Raw genomic sequence first — 24,140 nt, 5'->3', positions numbered from 1 at the left:
ATTACAATTTTAAGGCTAATTAAAATCACTTTCAGTTACAAGGTAATTTGTTAAAGAGGAAAAAAAATCCAGTAGTGATACTGCATTCCTAATGAGAAAAAGAACAAACAACCCGAAGGAAGCAAACACATCGCGACCTTCGAACGGCGGGCAAAAAACCTTCCGTAAAAGCAACGACGGCACCGGCCGTTCATTTACAAAATCACGTCCGCAAGTAGAAAGCCGTTTCAGCAAGCCCAGCATTAAAAAATCAAGCTTCAGAGTGGCCGCTTCCAAGCCGGAAAACGAAGGACAAAAAGCAAGACCGACTTTCGATCACGAAAAAAGCCGTTCAGAGCGCCCGCGTTTTGACAAACCTGTTTTTACAAAGTCAGGATCGGACAAATTCGGCTCCGGCAAACCAAGACCTTTCAGGCGTGAAGACGATTCCCGAGGCGAAAATGACCGACGCGAGTTCACGCCGAGAGACCGTGCATTTGAACCAAGAGACCGTGCGACCGGAAATGCTGACAAACCCCGTTTTGAAAGAAGAGGCAACGAAAGGCCAAGCCGGGATCAGGAATCTTTCAGACCAAGAGAAAATTACGCACAAAGAGAAAGGCCTTCCAGCGAAAGACAGGAAAGAAGCCGTTTTGAAAGACCGGACCGCAACGAACCGCGCGAATCCAGATCATCTGAAAGCCATTCATCCAGAGGCAGACAGGAAAATCCAGATTTTAAAAAAAAAGGAGATTCTAACCGTTCCGATCGTGAAAGTCCGCGCAGAAGATCGGATGAAAGCTCATCTGCCGAAGAAGACCGCAGCGGCCTAGACAGAAGAGTCGGACGTTATGAAAGTGCGCCGCGATATAACCTTTCGGAATACGAAAAAAAATCGGCACAAAAACGTAAGGAAAAAGAAGAAGATACAGAAATCCGCCTTAACCGGTATATAGCCAATGCAGGCATTTGCTCGCGCCGGGAAGCCGATGATCTTATTTCTTCGGGCCAGATTTCTGTAAACGGTAAAACAATTACAGAAATGGGCTATAAGGTAAAGCTTACTGATGTAGTTAAATACGGTAAAAAGTCGCTTAATCCTGAAAAAATGGTTTATATCCTGATCAATAAACCAAAAGATTATATCACGACAACAGACGATCCGGAAGAACGCAAGACGGTTCTGGACCTGATTCAGGGTGCATGTTCCGAACGTGTTTATCCGGTTGGACGTCTGGACCGGAATACAACAGGATTGCTGCTTCTGACAAATGACGGTGAACTGGCTGAAAAACTGACACACCCGTCGGGAGGTATCAAAAAAATATATCAGGCGGAACTGGATAAGCCGATTACGAATGAAGATTTTGAGCTTTTACAGCACGGACTTGAACTGGAAGACGGATTCATCCGTCCTGACGAAGTGGGAATTGTTACGCCGGATGCAATGGTTGTGGGCCTTGAAATCCACAGTGGCAGAAACCGCATTGTGCGCCGTATGTTTGAGCATCTTGGATATGAAGTTCAGAAACTGGACAGAACGGTTTTTGCAGGATTGAACAAGAAAGATTTGCCGCGTGGCAAATGGCGTTTTCTAACTGAGAAAGAAGTTATTAAACTCAAATTCATGCTCTGATCAAAGTTTGACCAATTGCATACAAAAGAGAAAGGCTGCCTTGATTTTCAAGGCAGCCTTTCTCTTTTATACTGCTATTTTACAATCTGAAACCGAAAGAGTAAATGTCATACGGAGCATCCGGATACAACCCTTCAAACTGCACCATCGACTCTTCTTTTCCGGCAATTGCGCTCTGGAATTCTTTCACTGTACGAACAGCCTTGCCATTTACTTTGGTAATGATAAAGCCTTCTTCTACTTGTGACCGTGCAAATTTACCTCCTTCAATTGAAAGCACTTTTACGCCGCCTTCGAGTTTGTAACGGGAAAGACGTTGTTTTTCCTGATCGCTCAAATCACCAAACTGTGCGCCGAGTGCATTCATGATAGCAGCCGTTTCATCCCGTTTGATAATATCCGAACCGCCGGTTCTGTTACGTAAAGTTACAGTCAGCTCTTTTTCGCTGCCATTGCGGTTTACGGTCAGGTTTACTTTATCGCCAGGCTTGTGCAAACCGATAGACTGCTGAAGTTCAGGAATGGAATGGATATTTACTCCGTCTACTTTCACGATTACGTCACCTTTATTTACACCGCCTGCTTTTGCAGCACTGTTTTCAGTAAATTCACGAACGTAAACACCGTCATTTACTTTTACGCCATATTCTTCAGCTTTTCTGCTGTCGAGGTCGTCAAGGGCAATGCCAAGATAACCGCGCTGAACATTACCGAATTTGATCAGATCCGTTGAAACTTTTTTAACAATGCTGGACGGAACTGCAAATGCATAACCTGCAAAACTTCCGGTCGGACTTGCAATCGCTGTATTGATACCGATCAGTTCTCCTTTCAGGTTCACCAAGGCACCGCCGCTGTTCCCGGGGTTGACAACGGCATCTGTCTGGATAAAAGATTCAAGTGGAGAATCACCGGCAGTAGCAGCAGCAGGTTTTACACCATTGCGACGGCTCGACTGGCCAATAATTCCCAATCCGCGGCCTTTTGCACTTACAATACCAGCTGTTACAGTAGACTCAAGATTAAACGGGTTACCAACTGCAACAACCCACTCTCCTACTTTTACCGCATCAGAATTGCCAAGCGTTACAGCCGGCAGGTCTTTTGCTTCCACTTTAATAACTGCAATATCCGTCGAAGGGTCGGTACCAATTACTTTGGCTCTGAATTTGCTTTTATTATGAAGCGTTACCTCCAGTTCCTGAGCACCTTCCACAACGTGGTTATTGGTTACGATATATCCGTCCTGAGAAATAATCACACCGGAACCTGAGGCTTCGGCCGATTGCGGGCCACGCGAACCGCCTTCAAATTCATCACCGAAAAAGTCCCTGAAAATATCAGGAATCTGCTGACGTGAAGCCTGACGTGTGATTGTCGATTTTATGTGAACTACTGTCGGAGTCGTTGCTTCTGCTGCATAAACAAAATCGCCTGGTGTCCCCACCGGAATTCCGGTAGAAGTAAAGCGGTTGATGGATTCCGCAGCAGCTTCCTTAATAATTACATCTCTGTCACTATCTGTACCTAATAGTTTAAAGCCAGCAAGAGTTGATGCGCTAGAAATCAACCCAACCAACACTAAACCTTTCCAATTTGTTTTCATAGACATATGTTGGGGTTTTATTTTTGTAAATAAATAACGCAAAGCAAATAACAAATTATTCCCGTATCCGGCTCATTTAACATTATTTAACAGTGACATTCCTTTAAATAATTCATTAAAAAACCCTGCCAGATCTAGCAAACAATTTATTATTAACTTGGTTCATAACAAAGGCGTTATTTATAAAAATAACGCCTTTGCAATTTATCGGCTAGTTAGGCAATCTCGATTGCACGGGCTGGCTTTTCTTTGGCTTCCTCGCGTTTCGGCAATGCAATGCTCAGGATGCCTTCAGAGTAGTTTGCTTCAATTCTGTCACCGTCAACCGAATTCGGCAATGTGAAAGTGCGCTGGAAAGAAACATAATTGAATTCCCTGCGTGTGTATTTTTCATTGCTTTCTTCCTCTTTATTTTCTTTCTGAGCAGAGATTGTCAGCTGGTTTTTTTCCAGGTTCAGTTTGAAATCAGATTTCTGCAGACCGGGTGCAGCTACTTCTATGCGAAAACCTTCTTTACTTTCTATAACATTTACAGCCGGAACGCTTCCTGAAAAAGCAGGAGCAGCAAATTCATTGAAAAGGTCTTTTCTGAAAATTCCGTTCAGGTAAGAAGGATTGGCAAAATGGGTTTTAACAAGCGTGTTCATTTTTATAAGATTTTAAGTTTTTAAGTTTCAGTTTTATAATTCCCTTGCGGTATATACTGATATTATCAACTTTTATTCCTCGCCTGAAAAAACAGAAAATATATGACACAATGTCTTAATAATGGAAATAAATCCAATTCATAATGACAACATGGCCGATTTGAAGCAAAAATACAGGTCAAAATGAAAGGCAAGTAGCTACCTTATTTCAAATCAAGAAGCGCACAGGCTTGTTCAGAAGCGGATTGTTCTGCTTTTTTCTTGGTAAATCCGTTGCCCGTAGCAAATGGCTCGTCATTGACAAGAATTTGTGAGATGAATTCACGGTGATGCCGCGTTCCGCGCTCTTCAAGGATTTCAAAGCGGATTTCCTTTCCTTCACGCTGCGCCCATTCAATGATCAGGCTTTTGAAGTTGGCATTGTTCTGGATAATGTTATCCAGATCGTAATGGGTAATAAGTTTGCTGATGATGAAGGTTCTGGTAAAACGAAAACCCTTGTCCAGATAAATGGCTCCTACAAAAGCTTCCAGAGCATCGCCGTACATAGAAGAACGGGGTGACATGCCGCGCCGGTTGCCGTCATACTCAATAAGGTGATCCAGTCCGAGTTTGCGGGAAATCTGGTTGAGCGACTCGCGGTTTACAATCCGGGAACGGATCTCGGTAAGAAAGCCTTCGTCCTTGTAAGGGTATTTGGTAAAAAGAAATTCTGCTACAACCATTCCGAGAACGGCATCGCCAAGGTATTCCAGTCTTTCGTTGGACTCGCGGAAACCTTTTATTGCTGTTTCTCTGGATGCGGAAGTATGGCGGAATGCGAGCTGATAAACGCCAAGATTGGAAGGCCGGTCGCCAATTACATGTGCAATCGATTCCTTGAATTTCTTATCCTCAGCAGTTCCGGTCCGGAAGAGAGAAAGTATCGGTAAAAGGATTCGCTTTGCCACGTATAAAAGTTTACTCAGTCTTCATACTTTTTGAAAATGACCGATGCATTATGACCGCCAAAACCAAAAGTATTACTTAGGGCAATATTGACCGTTCGTTTTTGTGCCTCGTTGAATGTAAGGTTCAATGCAGGATTGATGTCCGGATCGTCCGTAAAATGATTGATCGTCGGAGGAATGATCTGATCTTTGATTGCCATGATGCAGGCCGCAGCTTCAATGGCCCCGGCTCCACCCAGTAAATGACCGGTCATTGATTTCGTGGAACTGATGTTCATTTTATAGGCATGTTCCCCGAAGTATTTTTCAATGGCCTTGATTTCCTGAGGATCTCCGATCGGTGTTGAGGTTCCGTGCGTATTGATGTAATCAATATCTTCGGGATTCAAACCTGCATTTTCAACTGCGTTTTTCATCACGATCTGTGCACCCAGGCCGTCCGGATGCGGCGCCGTAATATGATAAGCATCGGAAGACATGCCCACGCCGATCATTTCTGCATAAATCTTGGCCCCGCGTGCTTTTGCATGGTCAAGTTCTTCCAGAATAATGGCTGCACCGCCTTCTCCCAACACAAATCCGTCACGGTCCTTGTCATAAGGCCGGGAAGCAGTTTCGGGAGAATCGTTTCTTTCGGATAATGCTTTCAGTGCATTGAAACCTCCGACACCGGCGTTGGTTATGGCCGCTTCGGAGCCGCCTGAAATACATACGTTCATCATGCCCAGCTTGATATAATTGTATGCATCAATCAAGGCATTGGTTGCAGATGCGCAGGCAGATACGGTAATGAAATTAGGACCGCGGAAGCCATAGCGTATGGAAAGGATTCCAGACGCGCTGTCCACAATCATTTTTGGAATAAAGAATGGATTGAATCGGGGCGTTTTTCCGTTTTCAGCGAAGCCCATGACTTCATCTTCAAAGGTTTTCAGACCGCCGATACCAGCACCCCAAATTACACCGGCTTTGTCGAGATCAAGCGTATCTGCGCCAAAGCCGGCGTCCTTCATTGCTTCATCTGCTGCAATGACGGCGTACTGGGCAAACGGATCCATTTTACGTGCTTCTTGTCGAGGAATGTAATTGTTGATATCCAGACCTTTTACTTCGCAGGCAAAGCGTGTACGAAACTTTTCAGCATCGAAACGCGTGATAGGTGCTGCTCCGCTTACACCTGCAACCAAATTTTTCCAAAAGGTAGAAACATCATTTCCGATGGGCGTTAATGCACCCATTCCTGTAATTACAACTCGCTTCAAACTCATAAAATAGGGACAGAAATAGAAAATGATACTGGTGAAACCGAATTACTTCACGTTTTCTTCCAGATATGCAACAGCCTGGCCAACTGTACCGATGTTCTCCGCCTGATCGTCAGGGATAGAAAGGTTGAATTCTTTTTCGAACTCCATAATTAATTCAACGGTATCTAGAGAGTCCGCTCCCAAGTCGTTCTGGAAGTTTGCTTCTGGTGTTACTTCCGACTCTTCAACGCCGAGTTTTTCGACTATAATTTGCTTAACTCTTTCTGAAATTGCTGACATTTTCTAATCACTTTTTGGTTAAAATCGCAACAAAGAAAGATATTTCAGTTCAATTTTTCAAAATTTTTTTAGTTCATATAATTTATTGCATTCAGTGCCTGCAAGATTAAAAAAGCAGAAAATCAAATGTTTAAAGATTATACGTCCCAAGAAATCTGGCAATTGTAAGGAGAACTTTATGGATAAATGTACATTCGCAAAACTTTTTTAACTGTGAAATAAATATTGTATGATTTCCATAGCGAATATAAAAAATGCAGATTCTCCAATGTTTTTTCTGCTTGCAGGACCCTGCGCGATCGAAGGCAGGGATATGGCATTGCGCATTGCTGAACACATCGTTACAATTACCGAACGGTTACGCATACCATACATTTTCAAAGGCTCTTACCGTAAAGCCAACCGTACCAAAATCGATTCTTTTACCGGGATCGGAGACGAAAAAGCACTTAAAATCCTGAAAGAAGTAAGCGATACTTTTGGCATTCCAACCGTCACGGACATTCATGAATCACATGAAGCGGCCATGGCGGCAGAATACGTGGATGTACTGCAGATACCGGCTTTTTTATGCCGTCAGACGGAATTGCTCGCCGCCGCTGCCAGAACGGGAAAAGCAGTCAATGTAAAAAAAGGACAGTTTCTTTCCGGCGCTTCCATGAAATTCGCTGTTGAAAAAATCAATGAAATCAATCCGGAATGCCCGGTTATCCTTACAGACAGAGGAAACAGTTTTGGCTACGGCGACCTGATTGTGGATTACCGCAACTTACCGGAAATGAGCAGCTTTGGTGTTCCTGTTGTCATGGATTGCACGCATTCCTTACAGCAGCCCAACCAGAGCTCCGGCGTAACCGGCGGAAAACCGAAACTGATCGAAACCATAGCAAAAGCAGCCATTGCCGTAGGCGCCGACGGTCTTTTTATTGAAACGCACTTCAACCCTGCCGAAGCTAAATCCGACGGAGCCAATATGCTTCCGCTGGATCAGCTTGAAGGACTTCTGGAAAGACTAGTACGTGTCCGCGAAGCAATTATATGATTTTACGTTTTTTTAAAACACACCTGTTCTGTGTTGTTCTCTGCTTCGGTATAGCTTCTCCGCAGGCCAGTGCCCAACGCGATTCAACGCTTTGGGTCGTCAAGCCGGCAGATGTCATTCCGCCAGTTACGCTTGCGCTTGCGGGATTGGCAACTCAGGGAAAAATCAGCCGCCATTTACAGGAAAAAACGATTTCAAGATACCCTGCTTTTCATTCCAGTCTGGATGATTATCTTTTGTATGCACCGGCCGCAGTAAGCCTCGGACTTGCCTCGGCGGGCGTCAAGGGAAAACATTCGCTCGGTGATCAGGTTATACTGGCCATTTTATCCAATGTTATTTCTCAAGGCGTTACGCAAAGCCTTAAACTAATTGTCCGCTATCCGCGTCCGGACCGGCAGGATTATTATTCTTTTCCTTCAGGGCATACCACTTCGGCTTTTACCAATGCTACTGTTTTGCATGAAGAATACGGCCAGCGGAGCGTTTTGTACAGCATTGGCGGTTACGGTACGGCTACGGCAGTCGGGTCCATGCGGATTCTGAATAACCGACACTGGCTTGCTGATGTTTTGATGGGAGCCGGCATCGGAATCGGCGCAACAAAGGTGCTGTACATCAGTTACCCGTGGCTTCAGAAAACGGTCAGAAAAATAAAGCACAAAAAGCCTGCCGAAATGAAAAGCAACTGACAGAGGGTTGTCACTGACGATGGATTTATTTGCATAAAACAATCCAATACCGTTCAGATGCAGACTAAAACCATTCAGCCGATTCACGTTTTATACTTTGAAACTGAGACGAGTTTCAACAACATTATGCAGTATGTGCGCGTGGTTGCACACCGTTTATATCGCGAGGCATATCGTAAGGAACTGGAAGTAACAGGTCCCATTTACTGGATCTACAAGGGTGCAGACGGAAATCCGGAAACACAGTTCAATCTGTCCATAGCATTACCGGTTTCGTGTTCAAATACGGAACTTGCCGGTTCCGAATTTAAACTGAAATATTTAAACCCGTTTGACTGCGTTGCAGGGCATCTTTATGGAAGCTGGCAAGGGCTCGGCAGGATATATAGTGAGCTGGCTCACGATCTGGCAACAGAAAAACGGATCATGTCAGGTGAAAACCGTGAAATTTACTTGAATATGGATTTCGAAAATCCTGAAAACAACATTACTGAAGTCCAGATTGGAATAATTAAGTCAGCTTAGTCAACGATAAACGCTCCTATGTCTTACTGCAACTACGTTAATAACAACGTTTCAGAAATGCCCGATTTTCTGCTACACAAATATTACCACGATAATCAGTACGGATTCCCGATTGATGATGACAATGAGCTATTTGGCCGTTTGATCCTGGAAATAAACCAGGCCGGCCTGAGCTGGACGCTTATGCTGAGAAAACAGGAAAGTTTCCGTGCGGCTTACAGCAATTATTCCATTGAAGAAATAGCGGCATACAACGAAAGCGACCGGGAAAGACTGATGCTGAACCCGGGTATTGTACGAAACCGGCTTAAAATAAACGCCACTATTGTAAATGCACAGAAAATACTTGAACTGAAAACAGCATACGGATCTTTTAAAAACTGGCTGGACGCTCATCATACTTTCACCAAAGAAGAATGGATCAGGCTTTTTAAAAAGACTTTCAAGTTTACCGGCGGTGAAATCGTAAATGAGTTTTTGATGAGTACGGGTTATCTTCCGGGCGCACATAGTCCCGAATGCCCGATTTATGAAAAAGTCCGGAGTTACTCCTGAACTACAAGACCGGAAGCTAGTTGTACCCGTTTTCTTTTAAATATTTTACCAGCTCGGCGGGCTTGTCGGTCTGTAATCCCTGAACGCCTTTCTGTAAGGCTTCTTTCCAGGAAGCCGGCCCTTCATCGGGGCGCTGCACATCCATCCAGACCGAAATATCCTGTGCATTCGCAGCTTTTATCAATTCAGGATCAGTTATGTTATCCAGCACTTTCAGATCCGTTTTTTTCAGAAAGCCGTTTAGTCCTTCCACGTTGTTTACTTCTTTGGGCAGACTGGAAATCAGCGGCACATGCGGAGCGGTACTTTTCCAGTGCTTGTGCTGATTTACGTCATTTACATAAACCACAACCTGATTTTCCATTCCTGCTGCCTGAATCTGTTTCCAGGCTTGGGCTGCATCCGCTTCCTTAAAATCGAGATAAATATTGATTTTACCCTTGCAAAGCGCCAGAATTTCCCTGAACTCAGGAATATGGTGCGTTCTTCTGTTCTGGTTAAAAACCTGAAGCTTTTTTATTTCAGCAAGCGTCATGGCACTTACTTTTCCGGTTCCGTTGGTCGTTCGGTCCACTGTTGCATCATGGATTACAATCAGATGTCCGTCCTTTGTCGTTCTCAGATCCACTTCCACATAATCCGCTCCGCTGGCCATTGCTTCCTTGCAGGCTGCAATGGTATTTTCAGGAACATTGACATGATTTCCTCTGTGTGCAATGACGACAATTTTGTTTTTACTTTGAGGCAAAGCATTCGGATGCTGTGATTTTACAGAAAAGGAAATGAAAAGCAGGATAAAAAAACCTGTAATGCTTCTTGATAACATCATCAAATAAAATATTTAGCAGGGTTAATATGTATTTCAGCCGGGCATTTACAAAAGCATATAAAAAACAAGTCTATAAGAAGATTTTCATTCCGACTTATAGACCTGTTCATTTCAGTAACTGAAAAATTTATTGTATTTCAAAACTGGATAAATTTACAAAATCCTGAACACGTGCGTCAATTTCCTGCTGCGTAAGGTTCACGACCCGCTCCGTACCAAACTTTTCAACGCAGAAAGAAGCCATCGCGGAACCGTAGATAATGGCGCGTTTCATATTTTCGAAAGAAATATCGTTTGTGCTTGCCAGATATCCGATAAACCCGCCTGCAAAAGTATCGCCGGCGCCGGTCGGGTCAAAAACTTCTTCCAGCGGCAAAGCCGGTGCAAAAAAGATGCGGTCATCCTGAAAAAGCAGCGCACCGTGTTCTCCTTTTTTAATAATCAGCGTTTTCGGGCCCATGGCCATGATTTTCTTGGCTGCCTTGCGCAGTGAATATTCGCCTGAAAGCTGGCGCGCTTCCTCATCATTGATCGTAATCAGGTCCACCAGTTTCAGAACTGCCTTCAGATCGTCCAATGCAATGTTCATCCACAGGTTCATGGTATCCAGCATAATCAGCTTCGGGCGTTTGGCCATGCGTTCAATAACGAGTTTTTGCGTGGCCGGCACCGTATTTCCAAGCATCAGAAATTCTGTTCCCTGATAGGTATCCGGAATAATCGGGTCAAAATGTTCCATGACGTTCAGCTGGGTTTCCAGCGTATCGCGGGTATTCATATCTTCATGATATTTCCCTGACCAGAAGAATGTTTTTCCATCCTGAACAATTTCCAGACCTTCCGTATTGACGCCGTGATCCTGAAGAAGCGAGATCATTTCATTTGGAAAATCCCCGCCGACTACAGCAACCAGATTGTTTTCTTTTGTAAAGTAAGATGCAGCAAGTGTGATGTAAGTGGCAGCACCGCCAATAATTTTATCTGTTTTTCCAAATGGTGTTTCAAGTGCATCGAATGCTACAGATCCTACGGTTAATAAACTCATAAATTAGTACTGTGTTGATTTTAAGTTAGTTTCAAACTTGGGTTTCACGCCATAATCGCTGCGAAGATAATCAAAACGCCCGAATAGCGTTCCTGTCGTACGCTTTATGCATGAACACGTACGGATCAATCATCGGTTATTTGCTATTTTTGTAGGGACCGGATATCAGGCTACGGTCTGGCATTCGGATAAGTTATTCTATATCACGCATTTTTACACATACTGATGGAAACAATTACAGAAGCAAGAAGGCACATTGACAATGCAAAAGGATTTCTCAAAAACAACGCAAGAAAACAGGACGGCCTGTTTCAGGATTCAAAATATGTCAAAATTGCAGGGCATACGGCTTATACCGGCATTTTGCTTGCCCTGAATGAATTACTAAGAGAGAAAAGAAAGAAGACAAGAAAAAGTGCAGAATGGTATCAGAAGGAACTGAGCAGCTTGGATAAAAAAGTAACATCAAACTTCGCCACTGCTTATGAGATTTTACATTTGGCAATGGGTTACGATGGTACCAAAAGCGCAGAACTTGCCGAAATCGGTTTGGATAAAGCTGAACAGATTATCAAATGGGTAGAACAGCGGCTTGAGAAGCCGGCAGTAATCAAATAGATCAAGGAAATAATTTAAATCTTACACATACTGATGGAAACAATTACAGAAGCAAGAAGGCACATTGACAATGCAAAAGGATTTCTCAAAAACAACGCAAGAAAACAGGACGGCCTGTTTCAGGATCCAAAATACGTCAAAATTGCAGGGCACACGGCTTATACCGGCGTACTGCTTGCGCTGAATGAAATACTGCCCGGCACAAACAAGAAAACCCGGAAAAGTGTGGAATGGTATCAAAAGGAATTAAGCGCTTTGGATAAAAAAATGCTTTCCCATTTTATAACGAGTTATCAATTATTGCATTTGAATATGGGTTATGACGGCACCAAAAGTGTAAAAATTGCCAATGTTGGACTGGAAGAAGCAGAAAAAATAATAGATTGGGTGGAAACCCGCCTGACGAAGAAAGAAATGAAGAATCCGTAATCAAAGAAAGTAAACTAAATGACCGCACAATCTTTCCAGCCTCTTAAAATATTCAATACACTTACCCGTAAAAAGGATGTATTTGTTCCGATAGCACCTCCATACGTCGGAATGTATGTCTGCGGACCAACGGTCTACAACAATGTCCATCTTGGAAATATCCGTACGTTCCTGTCTTTTGACATTCTGTACCGTTATCTGACGCACATCGGCTACAAAGTACGCTATGTAAGGAATATTACCGACGTTGGTCATTTGGTAGGCGACGGTGAGGAAGGCGAGGACAAGATCGGGAAAATGGCCAAGCTGCAGAAACTGGAACCCATGGAAATTGTGCAGCGGTATACCAATGATTTTCACGACGTCTCGGCAATTTTTAACCTGCTTCCGCCCAGCATAGAACCAACGGCAACGGGTCATCTGATCGAACAGATTGAGGCAGTGAAGTCGCTTATTAAAAAAGGCGCCGCTTATGAATCGAATGGTTCGGTTTATTTTGACATCAATAAATATCAGGCGGGCGGAAATGAGTACGGCAAGCTTTCCGGCCGGGTGATTGAAGACCTTCTGAATGAAACGCGTGAACTGGACGGACAGGCAGAAAAACGCAATCCGCTCGACTTCGCACTCTGGAAAAAAGCAAGTCCCGAGCATATTATGCAATGGGATTCGCCGTGGAGCATGGGATTTCCGGGATGGCACCTGGAATGTACGTGCATGAGCGCCAAATATCTTGGAAAACAGTTTGACATTCACGGCGGCGGAATGGATCTGAAATTCCCGCATCACGAATGTGAAATCGCGCAGGGAAAATCACTGACCAACGAAGAACCCGTACGTTACTGGATGCATACCAATATGCTGACGGTAAACGGACAGAAAATGTCCAAGTCGCTGAACAACTCATTTCTTCCGGCTGAACTGTTTTCAGGAAACCATGCATTGCTTGATCAGGCATACAGCCCGATGACTGTTCGGTTTTTCATGCTGCAGAGCCAGTATCGCAGTACGCTTGATTTTTCCAACGAAGCACTTAAAGCTGCGCATAAGGGTTATAAAAAACTGGCAAACGGACTGCGCATTGCCAAGCTGCTTGCTTATGTTCAGGAAGACGATGTTGCGGAGGACAAAGCCAAAATTGCTGACATTGAAAAAGCAATCGAAGGCTTTTATGCGGCCATGAACGACGATTTGAATACAGCCGTTGCATTTGCCAACTTGTTCAACCTGCTCAAATACATCAATATGATCCATATGGGCCAGCTGAAAACGGCCGCATTGGGCGAAGAAACGGTGAAGAAGTTGAAAGACAATTTCATCATTTTCTTTGAAGATGTACTTGGCCTGAAAGAAGAATTAAGTGAAGGCTATGCCATTCTCGACGGCATGCTGAAACTGTACAGTGAATATAAACTGTCGCGCAACTACGAAAAAGTAGATGAAATCCGTTCTTATTTTAAAAACCAGGGACTTGTAATCCGTGATACCAAAGTGCGGATCGACTGGGCCTACGAAGAATAATTCCATGAAAAAAAGATTTTATCTGCTGCTTCTTGCCGTATTCAGTATTTACGGCTGCAAAACCAAGGAAAGTTCAGAACAAACGAATGAACAGGTTCCCGAGCTTGTAAAAAGCCCTGATTTCAACGCGGATTCTGCTTACAGCTTTGTTCAGAAACAGGTTGATTTCGGGCCGCGAGTCCCCAATACAAAACCGCATGTTGCATGCGGCGATTATCTGGCTGCTACTTTAAAAAAGTATGGAATGCAGGTTACGGAGCAAAAGTTTATTGCTAAAACATATGACGGCAAACAACTGAATGCCAGGAACATCATCGGAAGTTACAACCCGAAAGCATCCAAACGCATTTTGCTTACTTCACACTGGGATTCACGGCCTTTTGCAGATCAGGATTCGACTGAAAAAACCAAACCGGTTCCGGCAGCCAATGACGGTGCAAGCGGCGTGGGAATCCTGCTGGAAATTGCCCGGACTCTTTCTTTACAAACAGCCAAACCGGAAATCGGTGTGGATATCATCTTTTTTGATGCCGAAGACTGGGGAAGTTCAGAAGAAGCCGGAGGAATGGAGTACAGCGGATTTTGCCTGGGTTCGCAGCATTGGGCAGCCAACAAGCATTTACCCGATTACACGGCTTACTTCGGCGTTTTGCTGGATATGACCGGTGCCAAAGGTGCTACATTTTTTAAGGAAGGATATTCTGTGCAAATGGCGGAAGGCGTTGTAAGGGAAGTCTGGAATACAGCCAGCAAACTGGGTTATAACAATTATTTTATTGACGAAACCGGTTCTGCCATCACGGATGATCACTTGCCGGTGAACAAAGTAGCGCATATCCCGATGATCGATATTATTCATACAAGACACAATGACCTTTCCAAAACTTTCTTTGACCAATGGCATACTACGCAGGATACCATGGAAAACATTGATCCGAAAACTTTAAAGGCAGTCGGGCAAACGCTTGTTCAGGTTATTTATCAGGAGGCGGAAGGCGCAGCTTTGTAAAACTTTCCGGATGCTTGTAAAAATGGTTGGTTTCAGAAACTTACATCCGCTTTACAACGATCCAGACATCCGAATTGCGGCCTTTGTCGTCACTGCATGAAATTTTCACTCTTCCCAAAGGCGGATTGATAAATATGCCTTCGTGCGGGGCAGCTCTCTTGCTTAGTTTGTCATTGACATACCAGAAAACTTCCTGCACGTCATTGGCCGTATGGCAGGCGAGCTGAAGCTGCTGCGGTTCTTCTTTGCGGATATAATATTCGCTGCCTTCATTTGGACTTACGATAAGCGGCGCGCCTTCATGGAAAACCCGTTCGCATGCCGGATTGTGCGGAGGAATTTTTTGATACGGGATCTTCTGCATTTCGTTAAAGGCAATGAGCTCCGGAGCCAGATTCGCGTACGTTCTCTTTTCAAAACCATTTTCAGGAAGGCAGTAAGTACAATAGGAAATTTTTCCGGACGGATCCGTAAAAACCCAGCGCAGATGCTGGCACTTTTTATAGGCCGAAACGCCTGCGATATGATAATCCAGAATCTGATTGGTACAAAATTCAGACGGCACATCCCCGCTGACGGCACATACTTTTCTCAGGGAAACTTTTTCCGTAGGCTTATACCAGCCTTTCGGAGAATTGTAATCCAGTGAATTGAAAATGGAAAACAGCAAAGGCGTGGCCGTGTTGGCACCGCTAAGCTCCGGAACGCCTTCGCCTGAAAAATTCCCGACCCAAACTCCGACCGTATACCGCCGGTTATAACCAATGCTCCATGCATCCCGTTTGCCGTAAGAAGTGCCCGTTTTCCAGGCAATTTTTGGTAAATGATAGGTATTGTCAAAATTAATGGGAAGATCCGGACGTGTTATTTGCGTAAGAATTCCGGTGATCAGAAATGACGCATCCGCTGAGATCAGAGCAGTGCCATTTTGGCCGGGCACGGTTTGAGCCGTATAACGGAGATTTCTCAGTTTTCCTTCATTGGCAAATGCTGCAAATAACCGGGTCATTTCTTCCAGCGTAACACCGCAACCGCCCAGAATCATCGACAAGCCCAAGTCTTTTGCCTGTTTATCCACCGTTTTGAAACCTGCTTTCCTGAGTTTTTCGATCAACGACGAAGTCTGGATTTCCTTTAAAACCTTCACAGCAGGAATGTTGAGTGAATTGGCAAGTGCGAATTCTGTAGTTACCGGGCCGTTGAAGTGCAGATCAAAATTTTCGGGCTCATATCCGCTGAAATTTTCCGGAACATCGTTTAGAACCGTTTTTGGCGTGATAATTCCTCTGTCGAATGCCGTTGCATACAACAAAGGTTTCAACGTACTTCCCGGCGAACGAACAGCGCGGATGCCATCCACCTGACCGCCGTCGTAAGGATTATTGAAGTCCGCAGAGCCAACATAAGCTTCCACTTGCATGGTTTCGTTGTTCACAACCAGAACCGCCGCATTGTGAATGTTCATAACCTTACGGCGATTGATGAAATTTTTTACCTGTTCTTCAATCTGGTTCTGTAACTGGATTTTCAATGCACTCTGAATCACCGGCTGATCACTGAATTCATGTTTAAGCCTTATTGTCAGATGCGGAGCCTGCTTTGGCGCATGCAGCCGCTTTACAAGCAACGGCTCGTTCAGCGCGTCCCGAATGGTATTTCTGTCAAATATTTTATCCTCTTCAAAGCGTTTCAGCCATTCGTTGCGTGCTGTTTTAAGTGCTTCGTTTCTCGTTCCCGGCCGAAGGCTGGACGGACGGTTTGGCACAATGGTCAGTGCGGTTATTTCTGCAAGACTGAGTAATTGCGGCGGTTTTCCAAAATACAATAGCGATGCCGCCTTGATTCCTTCTATATTGCCGCCGTACGGAACGAGGTTAAGATAAAATTGGAGGATTTCTGCTTTGGAATAATGCATTTCAAGCTGCACAGCCCTGAAAATTTCAAGTACTTTATTAAAATAAGTACGCGGACGCGGTTCCAGAAGGCGCGCTACCTGCATCGTAATCGTAGAAGCGCCGGAAGTTCTGCGGCCTGTAAAAACATTTCGGGCAGCAGCTCTGACAACGGCCAGCAGGTTTACACCCGGGTGATAATAAAAGTACTGATCTTCCTTGTAAATGAGCGTTTTGCGAAGCAGCGGCGTAATTTCTGAAATATCCGCGTACAACCGCCATTTGTCATCATTGCTCAGAAATGCATGGATCACACGGCCTTTGTCATCGGTAACCTGCGTGGCATAACGGATTTCGGGCCGGAAAGGAAAAATGAAATCGGCGATAAAAAAAAGAAGGATTACCGCCAGGATGAACAGTATTCCCTTTCTGATTTTAATATTCTTCATTTCGTAGTTGTGTGTCAGACTGCTTTTTAGCAATTATAAATATAGGATGCCCGTATGAAGTTCAGTAACATGGATTGCAATATTATTCAGCTGTTTTTGTCAGGATCAGGTAATTTTTACTTATTACAATCTTTATTGCAAATAAAACCAACCAAAATCCATATTTCCGATTATGTCCAAATACATTGCTGCTATTGATCAGGGGACAACGAGCACCCGTTGTATATTGTTTAATCATCAGGGAAAAATTGTTTCGGTAGGGCAAAAAGAGCATGAACAGATTTATCCGCATCCGGGCTGGGTGGAGCATAATCCAACCGAAATATGGAAAAACACACTGGAAGTCATTGCTGTTGCCCGGATCAACGTGTCTGCGACGGCATCGGATATTGCAGCCATTGGAATTACAAACCAGAGGGAAACAACTGTAGTCTGGAACCGGCGAACGGGAAAACCTTATTACAATGCACTCGTCTGGCAGGATACACGGACAACGGATCTGGTTGCAAAGTTTGAAAAAGAAGGCGGACTGAATCAGTTCAGAGAGATAACAGGCTTGCCGGTTTCCACTTATTTCAGCGGCCTCAAACTGAAGTGGCTGCTCGAAAATGTAGACGGCATTCGTGAAGATGCAGAAAAAGGAGAAGCCATTTTCGGAAATATGGATACTTTCCTGATCTGGCATCTTACCGGCGGTGCGCAGGGCGGCATTCATGTAACGGATGTCACCAATGCAAGCCGTACTCAATTAATGAACCTTCATACTTTGCAATGGGACCGGAAAATGCTGTCGGTTTACAACATTCCTGAAAACATGCTGCCTGAAATCAAAAGCAGCAGTGAAATTTACGGACATGTTACCAATGAAATCCTGCCGGGCGTACCCGTTGCCGGCGATCTGGGCGATCAGCATGCCGCGCTGGTCGGGCAAACCTGCTTCTATCCCGGAATGGCCAAAAATACATATGGAACAGGCTGCTTCCTGGTGATGAACACAGGAAACGAACTGAAAACTTCGGAAAACGGGCTGCTTACAACGATTGCCTACAAATTCGGAGATGAGCCTGTACAGTATGCGCTGGAAGGAAGTGTAGCCATCACCGGTGCATTGGTGCAATGGGTACGTGACAATCTCGGCATTATAAAACAAAGCAGTGAAATCGAACAGCTTGCACAGACTGTCAATGACAACGGAGGCGCTTACTTCGTTCCTGCTTTTTCAGGCTTGTATGCGCCGTACTGGCGCAACGATGCAAGAGGCGTCATTGCCGGCCTTACGCGTTATGTGAACAAAGGACATATTGCCCGTGCCGTATTGGAAGCCACTGCTTATCAAACACTCGATGTCGTAAAAGCAATGGAGCAGGATTCCGGTATAAAATTGTCTTCACTCCGTGTGGACGGCGGAATGGTTTCTAATCAGCTGCTGATGCAGTTTCAGGCAGACATTCTGAACACGCAGGTTGTGTCTCCGGCCGTTGCCGAAACGACTGCATTGGGAGCCGCATACGCTGCCGGCCTGGCCGTAGGCTATTGGCAAAATACTGAAGAACTGACCAGAAACTGGACCATAGCGCATACCTGGAACCCGGACATGGACGAAGAAACAAGAAACAGGTTCTATAATGGCTGGCAAAAGGCTGTAACAAAGTCTTACGACTGGATGGAGTAAAGAAAGCGGGGATGAGTTGTGGCGGTTACTTTGTTGTCATGTGGTGGTCATTTTTTGTTAATGAGTGGTCATGAATTGTCCAGGTAGTCATTTGTTGTCATACATAGGTTGTTATGAGTGGTCATGGATTGTCATAAATTGTCATGAGGTGGTCATTTGGTGGGATTTGTTTTGAGAGGATGATTGGTCATGAAAGTCATTCAGTGACATATATTATCACTTTTTGTCATAAAGTAGTCAAGCATTGTTTAAATTATCATAAGTAGTCATGCATTGTCATTAATGGTCATTGGAAGGCAGGACTATCATTTGTTGTTTTGAGGAATTTTGAAGATTTATGGAAAATAGTAAAAAATGCTAAAATCCTTTGCCATTTCCCGACCATTTTTTATACCTCATAACTACAACTAACAATTCCTGACAAAAAAACCATTCATAACAACACTTAACAATAATTGACAACTCTTGACTAAAAATGACCACACATGACAAAAAATGACAACTCTTAACAATTTGTTATAATCCCGAATCAAACACGACAACTCTTGACAACACTTGACCATAATTGACAACACCTGACCACACTTGACCATACATGACAAAAAATAACCAAACATGACAATCCGTAACTACTCGTAACAGTATCCTTCCCAAAATGTTTTAATCTTTTTATAATCTGTATAAACTAATCTCTTTCTTGCGCTATCTTATGTTTAAACGTAACTTCACGGCTCGAAAATCAAATCAGAGTGCCTTATGCATACCCTCCGTCTGAAAAAGCCGCTCGCTTTTTTTGATCTTGAAACAACCGGAGTCAATATTGTCCGTGACCGCATTGTAGAAATTTCTATTGTAAAGGCCCTGCCGAACGGCGAAACTGAAATACGTACACGCAGGGTTAACCCTGAAATGCCCATTCCGCTGGAAAGCAGTTTGATTCACGGCATTTATGACGAAGACATTAAAGATGCTCCGACTTTCAAGGGAATTGCCAAAACCCTTGCTGCATTTCTGGAAGGATGTGATCTGGCGGGATTTAACAGCAACCGGTTTGATATTCCCATGCTGGTGGAAGAATTTCTGCGCGCCGGCGTTGAATTTGATCTGAAAAACAGGAAAACGGTGGATGCACAGCGCATTTACCATTTGATGGAGCCCCGCAATCTTTCGGCAGCTTATCAATTTTATTGCGGCAAGACGCTCACCAACGCGCACAGTGCAGAAGCTGATACCATTGCTACATTCGAAGTTCTTCAGGGACAAATTGCCCGTTACGAAGGCGTCAAGATTACAGATGTGCACGGCAATGAAACGGAACCCATTAAAAATGATGTGGCCGTTTTACATGAACTTACGGCTTCCAGGCTAATTGATTTTGCGGGCAGAATGGCTTATAATGACAAAGGAGAAGAAATTTTTAACTTTGGCAAACATAATGGCAAACGCGTAGCAGATATACTAAAAAACGAGCCGTCATTCTTCGATTGGATGATGAAAGGAGAATTTCCGCTGGATACCAAAAGAAAACTGACCGAGATTAAACTGCGAGGATTAACCCAGCGCTGACATAATCATTCGCCCGCATTTGAGTAAGTGCTATTTATGTCTATTTTTGCCGGAAATCTATTTTTGATTATTTTAACCGAATATCCAAACAGGTAAACCTGATATGATTCCAAACCCTAATATTCCAGAGGTTAATGTACCAGCGGTTATTCAGAATATTCCACTTCAAAGTTATCTAATTCTCAGTACTTTACTTTTTGTAATCGGCATCATTGGCGTACTGACCCGCCGTAATGCCATTATCATCTTCATGTCTGTAGAATTGATGCTTAATGCTGCTAATTTGCTGCTAATCGCATTTTCTTCCTACCGGTCAGATCCTTCCGGACAGGTTTTCGTATTTTTTATTATGGCCGTTGCTGCGGCCGAAGTTGCTGTCGGACTGGCTATTATTGTAATGATATACCGGAATACAAGAAATACGGACATCGGCTTTCTCAATAAACTTAAGTGGTAAGTATTTCCCGACACAGATACTCAGGATTCAAGATTAAAAATTAAATATGTCTGCATCATTACTTATTCTGATCCCGCTGTTACCGCTTATCGGTTTCCTGATCAACGGAATCGGATTCCCAAACATACCCAAAAGTGCCGTCGGTATTATCGGAACACTGGCCGTTGTAGCGAGTTTTGTTTTGTCTGTCATGACATTTAATGCATTTGTTGCATCCGGAAGTGAAACGCTGATTGTACCGCTTTTTGACTGGATTACGGTCGGAGAACTGAACATTCCCTTTTCATTTCAGATCGATCAGCTTTCTTTATTGATGCTGATGATCATTACAGGTGTCGGCTCGCTGATCCATATCTATTCCATCGGCTACATGCATCACGACACGGGTTTCGGAAAGTTTTTTGCTTATCTGAACCTGTTCTTGTTTTTCATGCTGCTGCTTGTTCTGGGCTCCAATTATGTGATCATGTTCATCGGCTGGGAAGGCGTTGGACTGTGTTCCTATTTGCTGATCGGATTCTGGAACAAAAATACAAACTACAACGATGCTGCTCGTAAAGCGTTTATTATGAACCGTATAGGTGACCTTGGCTTTCTGCTGGGAATCTTTACGATCATTGCCACTTTCGGTTCGGTTGAATATTCGGAAGTTTTCAGCAAAGCAACTGCTTTCAGTGTCGGTGATCCGGTAATTATTACAATCACATTGTTTTTGTTTATCGGAGCAATGGGAAAATCGGCCCAGATTCCATTATACACATGGCTTCCGGATGCAATGGCCGGCCCTACCCCGGTTTCGGCGCTTATTCACGCGGCGACCATGGTTACAGCCGGGATTTACATGGTGATCCGTTCCAATATCCTGTATTCCCTTGCGCCTTCAACGCTGGAAATTGTCGGCGTAATCGGCGGTGCCACGGCGCTTTTTGCAGCATCCATCGGCCTTTTACAAAATGACATCAAGAAAGTACTTGCCTATTCCACTGTGAGCCAGCTGGGTTATATGTTTATGGGTCTGGGCGCTATGGCTTATTCAGCTTCGATGTTCCATGTCATTACGCATGCGTTCTTTAAAGCCCTGCTTTTCCTTGGAGCCGGAAGCGTGATCCATGCCATGTCCGACGAACAGGATATTCGTCATATGGGCGGTTTAAGAAAAAAATTGCCTGTTACTTTTCTTACTTTCCTGATCGCAACCATTGCAATTTCCGGAATTCCGCCATTTGCAGGGTTTTTCTCGAAAGATGAAATTCTGGCGCATGTGTTCGAGCATAACAAACTGCTCTGGGCAATCGGTGTTCTCGGCTCTTTAATGACGTCCTTTTATATGTTCCGCCTGCTTTTCCTTACCTTTTTCGGAACATTCCGCGGCACGCACGAACAGGAACATCATCTGCATGAATCGCCTGCTTCCATGACTGTACCGCTGATTATTTTGGCGGTCCTTTCGGCAGTTGGCGGGTTTATCGGTGTGCCGGCTGCGCTGCACGGCTCGCATTATCTGGCCGAATTCATGAGTCCGTTGTACGAAGGTGCACGGCAGGCCAATCCGGAAGCATTTATGCCAACAGAACTTTCGCATACCGAAGAATACATTTTAATGGGCATTTCTGTAGCCGCTGCCCTGATTTCAGCTATAGCGGCTTACGTCATGTATGTACAAAGAGGAGCTGTTCCTGCTCTAGATTCGCATGAAAAATCAGGACTTGAAAGATTGGTTTACAACAAGTATTATGTTGATGAGCTTTACAATGCCGTTTTTGTAAAACCCGTCAAAACATTATCCAATATTCTTTACAGTTTTGGTGAATTCTTTATTGATCTGATTGTAAACGGCGCTGCCCGGCTTGTTGGCTTTCTTTCCGGATTGCTGAGAAAAACCCAAACCGGCTCCACAGGTGATTACGTTTTTGCCATGGTTCTGGGCATTGCGCTTATATTGTTCTGGAAGCTTTTACTTTGATCAGTATTTATCAATAAAATCCGTTTGCCATTTACTGCTGACCGTTGACTTGAAAATATGCTTACTCTTCTATTGATTCTTTTACCGGTAATAGCCGCTGTCATCACTCTTTTTTCAGGGGAACGGCTGGCCAAAACAGTTGCGCTGATCGGCGGCCTTACTACACTTGGCCTGGCCGTAATGACGTGGCTGCAGTTTGATCCGGCTGCAGGGACGCAGTTCGGTTTTAAATACGCCTGGGTTTCATCAGGAGGAATTTCCTTTGCTGCCGGTCTGGACGGAATCAGCCTGGTGCTTGTGCTGCTTACCACTTTTCTGACACCGCTTATTGTACTTTCTGCCTTCAAGCACGATTATAAAAAACCGGCTTCTTTTTATGCTTTGATCCTTTTCATGGAAGCTGCACTGATCGGTGTTTTTACAGCAACGGATGCGTTTCTGTTTTACCTCTTCTTTGAAGCCGCGTTGATTCCCGTTTATTTTCTCGCAGCAATCTGGGGCGGAGAAAACCGGATCAAGGTTACTTTCAAATTCTTTATATACACCATTTTCGGAAGTTTGTTCATGATGGTGGCGCTGGTTTATCTTTATTACCAGACACCCGGAACGCATACTTCTGAAATCACGGCTTTTTACCAGCTTCAGCTGAGCCCGCAAACGCAAGGATTTATTTTCTGGGCGTTCTTTATTGCTTTCGCCATCAAAATGCCTTTGTTCCCGTTCCATACGTGGCAGCCGGATACTTACACGGAATCTCCGACTGCGGCCACCATGCTGCTTTCCGGGATTATGCTGAAAATGGGTGTTTACGGACTGATCCGCTTTCTGCTACCGATTGTTCCGCAGGGAATGGAAAGCTGGGGAATGATGGCGATGATCCTTTCGGTAATCGGCATTATTTACGGTTCCATCATTGCCATCCAGCAAAGTGACATGAAACGCCTTATTGCGTATTCGTCCTTCGCACACGTCGGACTGATGGCTGCGGGTGTTTTTTCTTATTCGGTAAACGGCCTGCAAGGTGCCTTGATCCAGATGCTTGCACACGGGATCAATGTAATCGGATTGTTTTTTATCATTGATATTATTTATTCCCGTACCAAAACAAGGTTTCTCGATCAGCTTGGCGGTATTTCGCAAAGTACGCCGCATCTGAGCATCTATTTCATGATTTTATTGCTTGGAAGCGTTGCATTGCCTTTAACCAACGGATTTGTAGGTGAATTTCTGCTGCTGTCCAGCGTGTTCCATTACGATGGCTGGCTGGGAGCCATTGCAGGTCTGACCATCATTTTAGGTTCTGTGTATATGCTGCGGCTTTTTCAGAAATCCATGTTCGGACCGAGATCCAAATGGGTGGAAGGATTTCAGGATCTTACGGCAAGCGAAAGTGCCGTATTGCTGCCGCTTGTCATTATGGTTTTCTGGATTGGAATTTATCCCAATACATTTCTGAAATTAACCGAGCCTGCTGTAAGTCAGCTTTTACAACTGGTAAATAACTAAGTAAA

At 44.3% G+C, this 24,140-nt stretch carries 22 protein-coding genes; 14 read left to right on the top strand and 8 right to left on the bottom strand.

Features of this window, described 5'->3' with window-relative positions; translation table 11 throughout:
- Positions 1–91: 91 nt before the first annotated feature.
- Positions 92–1,615: a pseudouridine synthase gene (locus FEM33_RS05730; RefSeq protein WP_139011135.1), complete on the top strand. Its 1,524-nt coding sequence runs from the start codon at positions 92–94 to the stop codon at positions 1,613–1,615.
- A 79-nt stretch (positions 1,616–1,694) separates the two neighbouring features.
- Here FEM33_RS05730 and FEM33_RS05725 read toward each other — a convergent pair whose 3' ends face one another.
- From FEM33_RS05725 to FEM33_RS05705, 5 genes are all read right to left on the bottom strand, one after another.
- On the bottom strand, positions 1,695–3,221 hold the full coding sequence (locus FEM33_RS05725; protein ID WP_139011134.1) for a Do family serine endopeptidase: 1,527 nt from the start codon (positions 3,219–3,221) through the stop codon (positions 1,695–1,697).
- Between the two features lie 215 nt (positions 3,222–3,436).
- Positions 3,437–3,868, bottom strand: a complete 432-nt coding sequence (locus FEM33_RS05720; RefSeq protein ID WP_139011133.1) for an Hsp20/alpha crystallin family protein — start codon at positions 3,866–3,868, stop codon at positions 3,437–3,439.
- Positions 3,869–4,071: 203 nt separating this feature from the next.
- Entirely contained in the window at positions 4,072–4,818 is a 747-nt protein-coding gene (gene rnc, locus FEM33_RS05715) for a ribonuclease III (protein ID WP_139011132.1), read from the bottom strand.
- A 14-nt stretch (positions 4,819–4,832) separates the two neighbouring features.
- Complete coding sequence (fabF, locus tag FEM33_RS05710; RefSeq protein ID WP_139011131.1) at positions 4,833–6,086, bottom strand: beta-ketoacyl-ACP synthase II; 1,254 nt, start codon at positions 6,084–6,086, stop codon at positions 4,833–4,835.
- A 42-nt stretch (positions 6,087–6,128) separates the two neighbouring features.
- Complete coding sequence (locus tag FEM33_RS05705) at positions 6,129–6,365, bottom strand: acyl carrier protein (RefSeq protein ID WP_138283793.1); 237 nt, start codon at positions 6,363–6,365, stop codon at positions 6,129–6,131.
- A gap of 229 nt (positions 6,366–6,594) precedes the next feature.
- Between FEM33_RS05705 and kdsA the strand changes: the two genes are divergently transcribed.
- Genes kdsA through FEM33_RS05685 form a run of 4 tightly spaced genes read left to right on the top strand, consistent with a single transcriptional unit; the run spans position 6,595 to position 9,179 of the window.
- On the top strand, positions 6,595–7,407 hold the full coding sequence (gene kdsA, locus FEM33_RS05700) for a 3-deoxy-8-phosphooctulonate synthase (protein ID WP_139011130.1): 813 nt from the start codon (positions 6,595–6,597) through the stop codon (positions 7,405–7,407).
- Positions 7,404–8,099 (top strand): phosphatase PAP2 family protein, encoded by a 696-nt coding sequence (locus FEM33_RS05695; RefSeq protein ID WP_139011129.1) that lies wholly within the window; start codon positions 7,404–7,406, stop codon positions 8,097–8,099. The genes kdsA and FEM33_RS05695 overlap by 4 nt, the downstream gene beginning before the upstream one ends.
- 57 nt (positions 8,100–8,156) lie before the next feature.
- Positions 8,157–8,624, top strand: coding sequence for a GyrI-like domain-containing protein (locus FEM33_RS05690; RefSeq protein ID WP_139011128.1), 468 nt, complete (start codon positions 8,157–8,159; stop codon positions 8,622–8,624).
- Between the two features lie 18 nt (positions 8,625–8,642).
- Positions 8,643–9,179, top strand: coding sequence for a DNA-3-methyladenine glycosylase I (locus FEM33_RS05685; RefSeq protein ID WP_139011127.1), 537 nt, complete (start codon positions 8,643–8,645; stop codon positions 9,177–9,179).
- Between the two features lie 16 nt (positions 9,180–9,195).
- Here FEM33_RS05685 and FEM33_RS05680 read toward each other — a convergent pair whose 3' ends face one another.
- Both FEM33_RS05680 and FEM33_RS05675 read right to left on the bottom strand, forming a co-directional pair.
- Positions 9,196–10,008: a glycerophosphodiester phosphodiesterase family protein gene (locus FEM33_RS05680; RefSeq protein ID WP_139011126.1), complete on the bottom strand. Its 813-nt coding sequence runs from the start codon at positions 10,006–10,008 to the stop codon at positions 9,196–9,198.
- 127 nt (positions 10,009–10,135) lie between these two features.
- Complete coding sequence (locus tag FEM33_RS05675; protein ID WP_139011125.1) at positions 10,136–11,053, bottom strand: PfkB family carbohydrate kinase; 918 nt, start codon at positions 11,051–11,053, stop codon at positions 10,136–10,138.
- Positions 11,054–11,278: 225 nt separating this feature from the next.
- On the opposite strand from FEM33_RS05675, the gene FEM33_RS05670 reads away from it, so the two are divergent.
- From FEM33_RS05670 to FEM33_RS05655, 4 genes are read left to right on the top strand one after another with little or no spacing between them, the layout of a single operon-like run.
- Positions 11,279–11,671, top strand: coding sequence for a DUF5618 family protein (locus FEM33_RS05670; protein ID WP_139011124.1), 393 nt, complete (start codon positions 11,279–11,281; stop codon positions 11,669–11,671).
- Between the two features lie 33 nt (positions 11,672–11,704).
- Positions 11,705–12,100 carry a DUF5618 family protein gene (locus tag FEM33_RS05665; RefSeq protein ID WP_201747703.1) on the top strand — a complete coding sequence of 132 codons (396 nt, stop codon included), beginning with the start codon at positions 11,705–11,707 and terminating at the stop codon, positions 12,098–12,100.
- A gap of 18 nt (positions 12,101–12,118) precedes the next feature.
- Entirely contained in the window at positions 12,119–13,621 is a 1,503-nt protein-coding gene (gene cysS / locus FEM33_RS05660; RefSeq protein WP_139011122.1) for a cysteine--tRNA ligase, read from the top strand.
- Positions 13,622–13,625: 4 nt separating this feature from the next.
- Positions 13,626–14,630, top strand: a complete 1,005-nt coding sequence (locus tag FEM33_RS05655; RefSeq protein ID WP_139011121.1) for a M28 family peptidase — start codon at positions 13,626–13,628, stop codon at positions 14,628–14,630.
- A 40-nt stretch (positions 14,631–14,670) separates the two neighbouring features.
- Here the strand turns inward: FEM33_RS05655 and pbpC are convergent, their stop codons facing one another.
- Positions 14,671–16,971 (bottom strand): penicillin-binding protein 1C, encoded by a 2,301-nt coding sequence (gene pbpC / locus FEM33_RS05650; RefSeq protein WP_139011120.1) that lies wholly within the window; start codon positions 16,969–16,971, stop codon positions 14,671–14,673.
- A gap of 172 nt (positions 16,972–17,143) precedes the next feature.
- Here pbpC and glpK point away from each other — a divergent pair, with 172 nt between their 5' ends.
- The 5 genes from glpK (at position 17,144) to FEM33_RS05625 (ending at position 24,135) form a co-directional block, all read left to right on the top strand.
- Positions 17,144–18,643, top strand: a complete 1,500-nt coding sequence (glpK, locus tag FEM33_RS05645) for a glycerol kinase GlpK (protein ID WP_139011119.1) — start codon at positions 17,144–17,146, stop codon at positions 18,641–18,643.
- Positions 18,644–19,399: 756 nt separating this feature from the next.
- Positions 19,400–20,209 (top strand): 3'-5' exonuclease, encoded by an 810-nt coding sequence (locus FEM33_RS05640; RefSeq protein ID WP_139011118.1) that lies wholly within the window; start codon positions 19,400–19,402, stop codon positions 20,207–20,209.
- 103 nt (positions 20,210–20,312) lie between these two features.
- Positions 20,313–20,666 carry an NADH-quinone oxidoreductase subunit NuoK gene (gene nuoK / locus FEM33_RS05635; RefSeq protein ID WP_139011117.1) on the top strand — a complete coding sequence of 118 codons (354 nt, stop codon included), beginning with the start codon at positions 20,313–20,315 and terminating at the stop codon, positions 20,664–20,666.
- Positions 20,667–20,712: 46 nt separating this feature from the next.
- Entirely contained in the window at positions 20,713–22,629 is a 1,917-nt protein-coding gene (gene nuoL / locus FEM33_RS05630) for an NADH-quinone oxidoreductase subunit L (RefSeq protein ID WP_139011116.1), read from the top strand.
- Between the two features lie 57 nt (positions 22,630–22,686).
- On the top strand, positions 22,687–24,135 hold the full coding sequence (locus FEM33_RS05625) for a complex I subunit 4 family protein (protein WP_139011115.1): 1,449 nt from the start codon (positions 22,687–22,689) through the stop codon (positions 24,133–24,135).
- The last annotated feature ends 5 nt before the right edge of the window (positions 24,136–24,140 follow it).

Origin of the sequence: Dyadobacter flavalbus (assembly GCF_006149045.1) — a bacterium.
Classification (GTDB): Bacteria; Bacteroidota; Bacteroidia; order Cytophagales; family Spirosomataceae; genus Dyadobacter; species Dyadobacter flavalbus.
The sequence above is the reverse complement of the archived record's forward strand: the minus strand, read 5'-3'. Positions and strand labels throughout refer to the sequence as shown.